General features: G+C 40.1%; 15 protein-coding genes and 1 pseudogene. All 16 read left to right on the forward strand.

From position 1 onward, the window contains the following. Window positions 1–845: RHS repeat domain-containing protein (locus GYY70_RS01035; protein WP_174830961.1), on the forward strand; the 845-nt coding region annotated here is incomplete at its 5' end. A gap of 12 nt (window positions 846–857) precedes the next feature. Next, complete coding sequence (locus GYY70_RS01040) at window positions 858–1,286, forward strand: hypothetical protein (protein ID WP_084547189.1); 429 nt, start codon at window positions 858–860, stop codon at window positions 1,284–1,286. Window positions 1,287–1,401: 115 nt separating this feature from the next. Then, entirely contained in the window at window positions 1,402–1,668 is a 267-nt protein-coding gene (locus GYY70_RS01045; protein ID WP_180214698.1) for a hypothetical protein, read from the forward strand. Between the two features lie 439 nt (window positions 1,669–2,107). Next, window positions 2,108–2,902: an RHS repeat-associated core domain-containing protein gene (locus tag GYY70_RS01050; RefSeq protein WP_202984429.1), complete on the forward strand. Its 795-nt coding sequence runs from the start codon at window positions 2,108–2,110 to the stop codon at window positions 2,900–2,902. Then, window positions 2,892–3,326, forward strand: a complete 435-nt coding sequence (locus GYY70_RS01055; RefSeq protein WP_100126529.1) for a hypothetical protein — start codon at window positions 2,892–2,894, stop codon at window positions 3,324–3,326. The genes GYY70_RS01050 and GYY70_RS01055 overlap by 11 nt, the downstream gene beginning before the upstream one ends. A 152-nt stretch (window positions 3,327–3,478) precedes the next feature. Beyond that, window positions 3,479–4,126, forward strand: a complete 648-nt coding sequence (locus tag GYY70_RS01060) for an RHS repeat domain-containing protein (protein WP_370521127.1) — start codon at window positions 3,479–3,481, stop codon at window positions 4,124–4,126. A gap of 339 nt (window positions 4,127–4,465) precedes the next feature. After that, the gene (locus GYY70_RS01065) at window positions 4,466–4,759 is read left to right on the forward strand and encodes a hypothetical protein (RefSeq protein WP_174830962.1); all 294 of its coding nucleotides are present in this window, start codon (window positions 4,466–4,468) and stop codon (window positions 4,757–4,759) included. A gap of 387 nt (window positions 4,760–5,146) precedes the next feature. After that, window positions 5,147–5,446, forward strand: a complete 300-nt coding sequence (locus tag GYY70_RS01070; RefSeq protein WP_174830963.1) for a hypothetical protein — start codon at window positions 5,147–5,149, stop codon at window positions 5,444–5,446. Between the two features lie 195 nt (window positions 5,447–5,641). Beyond that, window positions 5,642–7,597: an RHS repeat-associated core domain-containing protein gene (locus tag GYY70_RS11960; protein WP_194241804.1), complete on the forward strand. Its 1,956-nt coding sequence runs from the start codon at window positions 5,642–5,644 to the stop codon at window positions 7,595–7,597. Further along, window positions 7,591–8,007 (forward strand): hypothetical protein, encoded by a 417-nt coding sequence (locus GYY70_RS01080; protein ID WP_174830964.1) that lies wholly within the window; start codon window positions 7,591–7,593, stop codon window positions 8,005–8,007. The genes GYY70_RS11960 and GYY70_RS01080 overlap by 7 nt, the downstream gene beginning before the upstream one ends. Before the next feature lie 121 nt (window positions 8,008–8,128). Next, complete coding sequence (locus GYY70_RS01085) at window positions 8,129–8,554, forward strand: hypothetical protein (protein ID WP_174830965.1); 426 nt, start codon at window positions 8,129–8,131, stop codon at window positions 8,552–8,554. A gap of 133 nt (window positions 8,555–8,687) precedes the next feature. Continuing rightward, window positions 8,688–8,780, forward strand: a pseudogene (locus tag GYY70_RS12215) (hypothetical protein); the annotation flags it as partial. A gap of 60 nt (window positions 8,781–8,840) precedes the next feature. Then, on the forward strand, window positions 8,841–9,602 hold the full coding sequence (locus tag GYY70_RS01090; protein WP_255454268.1) for an RHS repeat domain-containing protein: 762 nt from the start codon (window positions 8,841–8,843) through the stop codon (window positions 9,600–9,602). After that, window positions 9,602–10,039 (forward strand): hypothetical protein, encoded by a 438-nt coding sequence (locus GYY70_RS01095; protein ID WP_174830966.1) that lies wholly within the window; start codon window positions 9,602–9,604, stop codon window positions 10,037–10,039. Before GYY70_RS01090 ends, GYY70_RS01095 begins: the two co-directional genes overlap by 1 nt. A gap of 40 nt (window positions 10,040–10,079) precedes the next feature. Beyond that, complete coding sequence (locus tag GYY70_RS01100; RefSeq protein WP_174830967.1) at window positions 10,080–10,496, forward strand: RHS repeat protein; 417 nt, start codon at window positions 10,080–10,082, stop codon at window positions 10,494–10,496. A gap of 391 nt (window positions 10,497–10,887) precedes the next feature. Beyond that, window positions 10,888–12,052: DUF6531 domain-containing protein (locus tag GYY70_RS01105; protein ID WP_202984432.1), on the forward strand; the 1,165-nt coding region annotated here is incomplete at its 3' end.

Genomic DNA, 12,052 nt, shown 5'->3' on the forward strand with positions numbered 1-12,052 from the left:
ACGGCAAGCCATGCAACCGCACCACCTTCCTGTGGGACGGGATGCAGATGATTCAGGAAAGCAGTGCAGACAAACGGCAGAGCCTGTATCTGTATACTGACGAAAACAGCTATGAACCGCTGGCGCGGATAGACAGAAACGGTAATCAGGAACAACACATCTACTACTTCCATATCGACCTGAACGGCTGTCCGGAAGAGCTGACCGACGAAAACGGTAAAATACTGTGGGAATGCAGCTTTCAGTTATGGGGAAAACAGATTCATGAAATTGAGCACGAACCCATAGAGCAGAATCTCAGATATCAGGGACAATATTTAGACAGGGAAACCGGCTTACATTACAATACGTTCAGGTACTATGATCCGGATATAGGTAGATTTACCCAGCCAGACCCGATTGGGCTGCTGGGTGGCTTGAATCTGTATCAGTATGCGCCTAATGGGTTGACTTGGATTGATCCGTGGGGGTTAACAACAGAAAAAATAAAGCTTGATCCGAATGAGATTCTTGTTAATCCTAAGGATGTTAATTTCTCTCAGAAAACTATTAATAGTGCTTTTGATACACCTGAAGGAAAACGAAATATACAATCAGTAATAAATGATGTCCGTAAGGGAAATGTAAAAGTCACAGATTTTCCAGCAATAAGAGTTGTTGATGTGAAAGGTCAATTAGTGGTCAGAGATGGCAATAGTCGCTTAGCAATTGCACGCAGCGCAAAGGCTAAACAAATAAAAATTGTTATTGAAACTAATGTTAATGAGCTGAAAGATTTTAAACGTAGACTTTGGAGAAATAATATGCCCAATACTGGAACATCTAAAGTTCCGACTTGTAAATAAGAGACGAATGCTATGAAAAAAGATTTTGCCTATGCAGTAGAACTTCCCTATTGGCAAGCCCCAAATGATGATGTTTTAATAAAATCAAAGGGCGATTCATTAACTGCATTTTTTAAAATATGGAGTTCTTCTGCTAAATACTCTGTATTTACAGGTATATTTGATTTTTCTTACGTCTGGGCTATGCGATTCGAACGAAATAAAAAATTCAGTTATTATACTAAATGCGAAGACGATAATTTTCGTGCATGTTATTTGGTTGTTCCAGAGTCATCATGGTTGGAAAAATTAAAGGCTGAAAGACGTTCCTTTTTCCCTGATTGGGATAAATATGATGTAGGAGAATACACTCATTATATTATTCAAAGTGATTCATTTTATGTTGAAATAATCGCCAAAGATATTAAGATATCAAGAAAAAAACTAAAGGGTGTTTTTTAAAATTATCATATAGTTTAAATGTCACTAACGCACTGATGCCGGAGCTAAGGCATTAAAAGAATGCTTATTATAGTAAGAAAGGCAATAGTATAAATGGTCGTATAGGAAAAGGAATATGCTGATAAGTAATTTCAAACTATGGGGTTGGGATAAAAAAACACGCACCATGCTACGGTTTATCAAGGCAAGAGATATATTCTGCTTTAAGTATGTGCCTACCGATATGGATGGCGTATATTTCACCTATGGAGAAGAACCGTGGTGTAAGAAGGTGGATATTTGGGGAAATAAAATCCCTATATCTGAACAAGAAGCCGAATCTCTACCTCGTGTATCTCCATTTGGTGACTATAATATTAAAGAATTATTAAAGGATATCTAAAGCCATACTGGGAAGAGTATTATGCTTTTTCCAGCTTTTATTTATTTCAGGAGTAGTACTTGTACTATACCCTGAAACCAGCACAATAATGCTGAGGTTAATTAAAAATTCTACTGGGTTTTACATCAAACGGTATCTGTTAATCAATTTAATACCTGTTTATACCCACCCGTGTATGGATTACCAATTTTGAAACAAATAAATAATTACATATTCTGAAAGCATCTACAGCCCTATCAAGACTAAAAACCACCGGTAACACCCAGCACTACCACTACGACGCCGACCACCGCCTGAGCGAAGTACGCATTGAGCAAACGGCCGCAGTCAGCGTTACGGCTACGTCTACGACGCCCTTGGCCGGCGTATCGAAAAACATCAGATAGACCGCGAAGGCCAACCCTACAACCGTACCCACTTCCTGTGGGACGGCTTAAGAATGATTCAGGAAACCGGCTCGAATCACCCCACCAGCCTGTATATCTATACCGACCAGAACAGCTATGAACCACTGGCGCGGATAGACACAGACGGCAATCAAGAACAACATATCCGCTATTTCCACACCGACCTGAACGGTTGTCCGGAAGAGCTTACCGACGAAAACGGCGAAATACTGTGGGAATGCAGCTTTCAGTTATGGGGAAAGCGGATTCATGAAATTGAGCACGAACCCATAGAGCAAAACCTCAGATATCAGGGACAATATTTAGACAGAGAAACTGGCTTACATTACAATACGTTCAGGTATTATGATCCGGATATAGGTAGATTTACCCAGCCAGACCCGATTGGGTTGCTGGGTGGCTTTAATCTGTATCAGTATGCGCCTAATGCGTTTATTTGGATCGATCCTCTTGGTCTTCAATGTGGTGGAGTAAGAAATCGTCGTCAAGCGTTTAATAAAGCAAAAGATCTTGCTGGCATACCTCGTTCACAGCAACCTAATAGGCAATGGACTGTTGGAAATGATCCCAGAAGAAGAGGACAAACAAACTATAAATATTCAGAGGATTTAGGTTCTCATGGACGATATTATGAATATACAGATGCCTACGGACATAAAAAAGTTATTGCTGAACACACTGCAGATCCTAGAGCATCAGGTCCTCATGTGCATGCGGGACAACCTAAAGCTAATTCTGATGCTAGAACATACGATTTCAAAAAAGATAGATATCTGAAAATCAATGACCCTGCAACCAACGATCATCATATATATTATGAAAATTAGTTTAAAAGATAAATTAAATTTATTTAGAGCAAAAGACTATGCAACCAAACTAGATGGTATTAGTTCGTTTAATATATCATTTTTACATGATAATGAATTTATATGGCATAGAAAAATGTTAATGGAAATAAATAAAATTGATAATATTATCAAGAAAAAAGTTTTTAATTTACCTGTAAATAAAAATGTTTTAGTTAGTGAAGTTGAAAGTATATTGAATATAAAAAAAGATATTATTTGTAATATGTTTTATTACGGGGATATTTGCATATCCTTTTATGTCGAAAATTTTTCAAATTTCATATTAAGCTTGTTTTCAATAAATAAGACATATGATTTTTCATTAGCATTTACTTCTCCAGATAGAGTAATTGCTTTAAGTGATAATGAATATGATATTTATTTGTATTATATTCAAAAATAAAAAATGTACACAAAAAATTAAAATAATAATTTACAAATTCATTATTTTAATTTTATTGACAATCAGTAACTGCACACATTTATTACTTTCATACTGCTTGCTATCTTCTAACTAGACTGATACCGCATAGGCATATTGGCTACGAACAGTCCATCAGCGGTACCCAGTATTACCATTACGATGCCGAACACCGCCTGACCGAAGTGCGTATCGAACAGCTAAACCATACTGAACGCTACGGCTATGTCTACGATGCCCTCGGCCGGCGGATTGAAAAACACCGGCCGGACCGTGACGGTAAGCCATGCAACCGCACCACCTTCCTGTGGGACGGACTGCAGATGATTCAGGAAAGCGGTGCAGACAAACGGCAGAGCCTGTATCCGTATACCGACCAGTACAGCTATGAACCGCTGGCGCGGATAGACCGGACAGGCAATCAGCAAGAGCATATCTACTACTTCCATACCGACCTGAACGGCATGCCGGAGGAGCTGACGGATGAAGCCGGTGAAATCGTGTGGGAATGCTCATACCAGCTGTGGGGTAAACCGGTACAGGAGATTGCTCATAGAGAGATACAGCAGAACCTGAAGTATCAGGGACAGTATTTAGACAGAGAAACCGGACTGCACTACAATACTTTCAGGTACTACGATCCGGATACAGGCCGCTTTACTCAGCCTGACCCGATTGGGTTAGCCGGCGGATTTAATCTGTATCAGTATGCGCCTAATGCGTTTATGTGGATTGATCCTTGGGGATTACAATGTAATAAATCCTTTACCCCAAAAAAATAAATAATAAAATTAAAGATTTACGAGCCGGAAATGATGTAACAGTTAATTCATTTAAGGAAGCAGATCAGGTATTATATGGTGCTTTCCCAAATGCACGTAAAGTAACTGGTGCTGGAAACAAATCAGCAATTAAAACGTCAGGCAAAAGAAAGATTTTAAATTAAGATCTTCGGAAAAAGGTAACAATGCTGTATATCATAAAGACTATCAGTTTAATAAAGATGGTATTTTACATGGACATGAGAGCTTACCAAGCGGACATCCACACCAAACAACCCCTCATATTAATGTACTAACACCTAATGGTGAGAAAGCCACAATTTATATAGAAAGATAGAAATGTTAAATATCATTAATCATATTGATAACGAGATTAATTCTTTAAAAGGTAGTAACTATGAATTAAGAATAAAATTAAATTTATTAAAAAAAATTGCTTTATTTTTATCCCAAAATACGATACAAGGTAAAATAGACAAAATTATACCAATTATTGAAATGAATACAGGATATTCAGAATATAGAATAATAAACGATTGTGAATCTGATAACAAAGAATTATGGATAGAATATATATACGAAGATAATAGAATTAGATTATATCCAGGAGATTTATTAGTAAAAATGAAATAATACTATAAACGTATAATAATTATTAAATACTTAAATTGAATCCAGAATATTTAAACAAAAATAGTTTCTAAGACAAAATACCAAGCTAGACATACTACTGGAGCACAGTTACAGTATGAAATCTTCATTATATAGCTGGAAAGGTCGTAGATAAATTACCTTCTATAATACTTGGAACAATTTCACAATCTGATCGTTCAAGGGTTAAACCTATGTCTGAAATATTAATTGATACTGTTGATTGGGGAAATTATTAATCATCAAAATTAATTTTGAATCTTTTGAATCTTTTGAATCTAATGATAATGAAGGTACAGAGCATGGTTCTTTGCCTCATATAAATATTAAACGTTCTGATAGGACAATGGTGAGGATTGATATAGATGTTTGATTTATATATATAAAAAACTAATTGCTGCCATAGAGAATGGTAAGGTTAGAGGTTTTGATGAGATAAAAGATATAAATGGTGAAAATTATTTATTTGAATATGCTATTAAAAAAGAGGATGAAAAATATAATACTTATCTTTTCCATATACCTGAAAATAAAATGGAAATGTACGAAGATTATGCAACTGAAGAATTTAGTGAGTTTTCCAATATAGAAGATGCTTTTAATTACTTTAAATTACAAGGTGTTGATATTAGAAAATTTGCTCCTATTAAAAGGACATTACCTTTTTAGATGATAAAAAAAGCTGGGTAAAAAAATCAAATCTTCCCAGCTTTTTTTATTTAACTCTCGTTCCATCCACTAATTCCTACATCAGGGACAGTCGGTAACAGCAGCAAATACCAGTACAACGCAGCCGGCCAGCTGCAGAGCTATACCGATCCGGCCGGCCACACCACCCGCTACCGCCGTGACCAGCGCGGACTGGTGCATACCCGCATCGACGCCGCCGGCCGTCAGCTCGGCTTCAGCTACGACGCCTACGGACGCCTTACCGCCCTGACCAACGAAAACGGCGAACAGTACCGGTTTCAGTATGATGCCGGCGACCGGCTGACCGAACAGACCGATCTGGACGGGTGCAGACAGCAGCTGAGCTACGATCCGCTCGACAACGTCACTAGCGTGCGTTTTGCAGCCGGCAGCCCGCATCAGATCGAGCACCGTTTCAAACGCGATGCCATTGGCCGCTTAACCGGCAAACACACCCCCGACGGCACCACCGCCTATCAGTATGACAAAGCCGGCAACCTGCTCAGAGTCGGCTTTAAAGCCGCCGGTTTACCGCCGGAAGCCGAACCGGAACTGATCAGCTTCAGCTACGACATAATGGGCAACCTGCTGAGCGAAACCACTGCACAGGGTATCCTGCAGCATCAGTATGACAGACTGGGCAACCGCATCGCCACCACCCTGCCGGACGGGCGCACCATCAACAAACTGTATTATGGTTCCGGCCATCTGCACCAGATTAACCTGGACGGCCGGATTATCAGCGACATCGAGCGCGACCTGCTGCACCGGGAAACCCTGCGCAGCCAGGGCAGAATGAATACCAGTTTTAAATACGACCGCACCGGCCGCCTGACCGGCAAACAGACCAGCCGTCCGGGAGCAGGTATCCTGCCGGATATCATACTGGACCGCAACTACACCTACGACAATCTGGACCGGCTGGTAAGCAAAAAACACAACCGGCAGGGACAGAGCGATTACCGCTACGACGTGACCGGACGCATCGAAAGCTGCCGCAGCGAAGCGTACTGGGAAACCCTGCAGTACGATGCTGCGGCCAACCTGCTGGACAGAAGACGCGGCGAAGAAGAAAGCAATCAGAACCTGATCCGCTTTAACCAGCTGCTCAGCTTCCGCGGACTGAAATACAGCTACGACGAACACGGACGTACCCGCAGCAAACAGACCGCCAGCGGTACCCAGTATTACCATTACGATGCCGGACACCGCCTGACCGAAGTGCGTATCGAACAGCTGAACCATACTGAACGCTACGGCTACGTCTACGATGCCCTCGGCCGGCGGATTGAAAAACACCGGCCGGACCGGGACGGCAAACCATGCAACCGCACCACCTTCCTGTGGGACGGGCTGCAAATGATTCAGGAAAGCAGCGCGGACAAACGGCAGAGCCTGTATCTGTATACCGACCAGTACAGCTATGAACCGCTGGCGCGAATAGACAGAAACGGTAATCAGGAAGAGCACATCTACTACTTCCATACCGACCTGAACGGCATGCCGGAGGAACTGACGGATGCAAACGGTAAAATACTGTGGGAATGTAGCTTTCAGTTATGGGGAAAGCGGATTCATGAAATCGAACACGAACCCATAGAGCAAAACCTCAGATATCAGGGACAATATTTAGACAGAGAAACCGGCTTACATTACAATACTTTCAGGTACTATGATCCGGATATAGGTAGATTTACTCAGCCAGATCCGATTGGGTTGCTGGGTGGGTTTAATCTGTATCAGTATGCGCCCAATGCGCTGATGTGGGCTGATCCATGGGGATTGGCGAAGAGTAATCTTATAGATGGTGTTCCCGAAAATCCCGGAATTGCTCGTCGATTTATGTCAAGCAAAGAGTACAAGTACTTTAAAAAAAATGGATTTACATTTGATCCAAAAGACCCTAGAGGGGGAATAAGTGTAACTTCAATACATCTAGAGGCAAGAAACCCAGATTATATAAGAAATGTAACCGGTGCCTTAGGAGCAGATTATTTCGTTGATATTGATACTTCAGAGTTAAAAGTAGAACGTAAAGGAAAAACAAAGGGTCAATTAATGGACTGGAAAATTAAAGATAATGTTCCAACAGATGCTATAAAAAAGAAAGGAAGGGTGAAAAAATGTTAATCGAAGCTTTGCAGAAATATTGTGATGCAGAAAAAAGGTTATGGGAAGAGCTCAATAATGACAAAGACAAACAATATTTTATAGATAATGCTAATGTTTCTGAAGCTACACTATTAATTGAAGATTTATTTAGATATATCAGAATAGTAACCCCAGCCACCTTTGAGTTATTATTAAAAATAGATAAAGATGCAGCACTAACTTTTATCAAAAAATATTATTTGTGGCAGGATCTGGCAAATTATTCTGATAATAGAGTGTATGATCTTAAAATGATGTTTACTGATATTAAAAATATTCTGGGAGAGAATGAGCTGAATAAAATATTAAAATCTAAAAAATTTCTACCTGTAAATAAAAGAAATAAAAAAGTGAAAGAAGCAATTAAGTTTGCTCTCAACGAAGATTAATAAATCCAAATGAAAATATCTTAGATTAATATAACCTGAATTAATAATAAAGATATAGTAGGATAAACAAAATTAAAGTTTATATTTTTGAAAATTATATTATTAAAAAGGAAAAAACAAGATGTTAACTGATACTATTCAAGAATGTATTACTGCTTACAATAATTTAATTAAAGTAATAACAGACGATCAGGAAAAACAGTACTTTGTTGAACATGCCGATGTTTCAAAAGCCACTTCTTTATTAAGTCATTTAATATCGTCAAGAATAATACAGTTGCCAGCATTTGAGTTATTATTAAAAATCAATAAAGAAAAGGCATTATATATTTTAAAATCTAGGTATTTATCTATAAATCTTTCTCGTGCTATTAGAGATCCAGTTGACGATCTTGATGTTATGTTTTCTGATATAAAGGAAATACTGGGTGAAAAAGAATTAGATAAATTATTAAAAAATAAAAAATTTCTACGAAAAAATATGAAGAACAGGATAATTAAAAGGCAATTGAGAGAAGCGATCAGATTTGCTAAAGAAGTAGATTGATAAATTATTTTAGTTCACATAATCTATATACAATTTTTGCAGTTATATATAAATCTTAAAAATGTTCATATAGCATATAGTAAGTATAATCCAGTAAACTGATAAATAATAATAATTTTGTTACGATGCCGGACACCGCCTGACCGAAGTGCATATCGAACAGCTGAACCATACTGAACGCTACGGCTACGTCTACGATGCGCTTGGCCGGCGGATTGAAAAACACCGGCCGGACCGGGACGGCAAGCCATGCAACCGCACCACCTTCCTGTGGGACGGGATGCAGATGACTCAGGAAAGCAGTGCAGACAAACGGCAGAGCCTGTATCTGTATACCGGTGAAGACAGCTATGAACCGCTGGCGCGGATAGACCGGACAGGCAATCAGCAAGAGCACATCTACTACTTCCATACCGACCTGAACGGCATGCCGGAGGAGCTGACGGATGAAGCCGGTGAAATTGTGTGGGAATGTTCATATCAGTTATGGGGCAAACCGGTACAGGAAACTGCCCATACAGAGATACAACAGAACCTGAGGTATCAGGGACAGTATTCAGACAGAGAAACCGGACTGCACTACAATACTTTCAGGTACTACGACCCGGATACGGGCCGCTTTACTCAGCCTGACCCAATTGGGTTGTCCGGCGGACTCAATCTGTATCAGTATGCGCCCAATGCGCTAATGTGGATTGATCCTTGGGGATGGGCTCATTTAAACTCTAATAATGCGAAAGGTAATTTTGGCGTTTACGTGATCACAATAGATGGCGAAATTTATAAATTTGGTAAGGCTGATTTAAATAGAATTACTCTTGAAAGTGGACTTCCAACGCGTTTACATCAACAATTACGAAAACTTAGAAATTTAGATTCAAATTCTGGTAAAACAGTGGTAGGTAAAGTTATTAGAAGACGTCTTCCAACAACTAAAGATGCAAAAGCAGTAGAAACATCTAAACTTGATATTCATTATGCTAAAAAAGGAGATGTTCCGGTTGGTAATCAAAAAAGTTATAAACCCAAAAAAATAGGAAACTGCTGATGAAATTCCATTTTGCTCTAATATATCCTGAAGTTAAGACTAGCTATGATATTACTAATACGGTATTGGATCCGCTGAGAGATTATCTTGAAGGGTTAAATAAAAGTATTGCTCATTATGATAAATTATTCAAAATTAATGATTATTGTCTAGATTTATACATATCGGCTACAAGGAAACAAAAAGATTTTGTTAAAGGTCCGATAACTTTATCCAAACGGAAAAGAGTTGAATTTGTCATTTTTATTCCCTATAAAAAATTCGATTCATATACTAAGACAATATGTTATGTACTCGATAACATTGCACAGGGTATTATTTTTATATTTAATAAATATAAAACAGATTCTACTGGTGTACAGAAAGTAACTGATAAATTAAAAGCTTTAATAGCAAGTGATCCAGAAAAATACCAAAAATGGACAAAACGTGAGTAATTGTGGAATTTACTAGTTATCTTTTTTAGCTGGTGTCAGCATGTCCGATCCGCAGGTTGGACAATGGCACTACAGCTACGACGAACACGGACGTACCCGCAGCAAACAGACCGCCGGCGGTACCCAGTATTACCATTACGATGCCGGACACCGCCTGACCGAAGTGCGTATCGAACAGCTGAACCATACTGTACGCTACGGCTACGTCTACGATGCGCTTGGCCGGCGGATTGAAAAACACCGGCCGGACCGTGACAGCAAGCCATGCAACCGCACCACCTTCCTGTGGGACAGGATGCAGATGATTCAGGAAAGCAGCGCGGACAAACGGCAGAGCCTGTATCTGTATACCGGTGAAGGCAGCTATGAACCGCTGGCGCGGATAGACAGAACCGGTAATCAGGAACAACACATCTACTACTTCCATACCGACCTGAACGGCATGCCGACAGAGTGACAGACTGAAAATCCGTATACAGGTGATTCGATCCTGCCTTTATCCACCGATAACAATCGCATTAAGCAGTTTTCTGCCTGTTCAAAAGACAAAAGCCAGCTTCATAAATATTCAATTTAATCTTTGATTTACAATTATGCAACACTATCTCCCATTATTCCTGTCAAATTAATTTAACATAATCAAACATATTTTTTAAATATGCAGTAATAACTAAATTGATATTATTTTATTTACATAATAAATCATAAATCTTTACTAGATTTATTATTAAATTAATTTATGTCAATTTATATTCATTTAAGTTATTAATTCAGTTTAATGTAAGATATATTCATATTGATTTACATATTTTGTTTTATTTTAATTTTACAAAATAGGAATATTCAATATGGGGGAAGCATACTGGGCAGCCCGTGAGGGGGATGTTCTTTTACATACTTCATTACTGGCTGATATTGCAAGTGCCGCTGTTGAAATACTCTGTTATGCAGCTATAGGGGCTGCATGTATTGCCGTCACGGCAGGTGCAATAGCTTTAGCAGGAGGTGCCACTATCGCAGGTGCAGTGACAGCTGGTGCAGCTGCGGTAACAGGTGGTGCCGGTGTAGCCGTATGCATTATAGGGGAAATCGTCTCTGCTGCAGTTACATTCGAATTAGAAAGTTATATTTCAGAAGCTGCAGACTGGGTCGGCAGCTTATTTCCCCCGTCTGAAGATGGTGAGATTGTAACTGGTTCTCACAATACTCATACCAATAGCAAACTCTCAGCCCGTGCTGCCGGCATAATAGATAAAACAAAAACAGTACAGGCACCGCAACAGCCTGAAGGTTTTATCGATATAGCCGGAAACATACTGCAGGGTTTAGGAACAGCAGCCAGTGAGTTTATCAGGCCGACCGTTGCTTCGCCTGATCCGCAAGCAGTTCCTCGAGAGGAAGACAGAATTAGTTGTAAAAAACACCCGTCTTCTTTCTCCGATATGGGTATTCCAGATTCGCTGGGACTGGTTGCTATGGGTTCGCCGGGACTGGCTGCCATGGGGCTCGGATTCAGCGTTGTCAGTGCCGCAATAGGAACCATCACCGGCGCGGCCGAATATCTGGCTGAAGGCTCCAAAAAAGTCTATATCAACGGCCAGCCGGCAGTACGCAGCAATGACCGCAGTACCTGCGAAGCCAAAGTCACCGATGACTGCAAAGATGGTGAAAAAGTCTCTAACAATGTACGTATCGGCGGAGAGTCTGTTGTTGTTCAAGAGATCAAAAGCGGCAAACATCCCATTGCGCAGATAGCCACTATTGCGACACTAGTGTTGGCTCCTGGAAAATTCGGTCGAAAAATAGCGGAATTTTCAGATTGTTTTCTCCAGGCTATTGCCATTAACATTGGTGTCGCAAAAGCATTGGGACCTTCTACAGATAAACCGGTTCATCTGCCAACCGGTGCCAAACTCCTGTTCGGCCCCGAAGATCTCGACTTCTCCCTGCCGGCTCACCTGCCCTTCGAATGGCAGCGTTTCTACAGCAGCACCGACACCCGCACCCACAACA

Source organism: Snodgrassella sp. ESL0324, from assembly GCF_013344955.1.
In the GTDB taxonomy this organism is placed as follows: Bacteria; Pseudomonadota; Gammaproteobacteria; order Burkholderiales; family Neisseriaceae; genus Snodgrassella; species Snodgrassella alvi.

What these genes read in the sequence shown, in the direction of transcription:
- GYY70_RS01040 (WP_084547189.1), top strand. Translation starts at nt 858, where the DNA reads ATGAAAAAAGATTTTGCCTATGCAGTAGAACTTCCCTATTGGCAAGCC.
- GYY70_RS01045 (WP_180214698.1), top strand. Translation starts at nt 1,402, where the DNA reads ATGCTGATAAGTAATTTCAAACTATGGGGTTGGGATAAAAAAACACGC.
- GYY70_RS01050 (WP_202984429.1), top strand. Translation starts at nt 2,108, where the DNA reads ATGATTCAGGAAACCGGCTCGAATCACCCCACCAGCCTGTATATCTAT.
- GYY70_RS01055 (WP_100126529.1), top strand. Translation starts at nt 2,892, where the DNA reads ATGAAAATTAGTTTAAAAGATAAATTAAATTTATTTAGAGCAAAAGAC.
- GYY70_RS01065 (WP_174830962.1), top strand. Translation starts at nt 4,466, where the DNA reads ATGTTAAATATCATTAATCATATTGATAACGAGATTAATTCTTTAAAA.
- GYY70_RS01080 (WP_174830964.1), top strand. Translation starts at nt 7,591, where the DNA reads ATGTTAATCGAAGCTTTGCAGAAATATTGTGATGCAGAAAAAAGGTTA.
- GYY70_RS01085 (WP_174830965.1), top strand. Translation starts at nt 8,129, where the DNA reads ATGTTAACTGATACTATTCAAGAATGTATTACTGCTTACAATAATTTA.
- GYY70_RS01090 (WP_255454268.1), top strand. Translation starts at nt 8,841, where the DNA reads ATGACTCAGGAAAGCAGTGCAGACAAACGGCAGAGCCTGTATCTGTAT.
- GYY70_RS01095 (WP_174830966.1), top strand. Translation starts at nt 9,602, where the DNA reads ATGAAATTCCATTTTGCTCTAATATATCCTGAAGTTAAGACTAGCTAT.
- GYY70_RS01100 (WP_174830967.1), top strand. Translation starts at nt 10,080, where the DNA reads ATGTCCGATCCGCAGGTTGGACAATGGCACTACAGCTACGACGAACAC.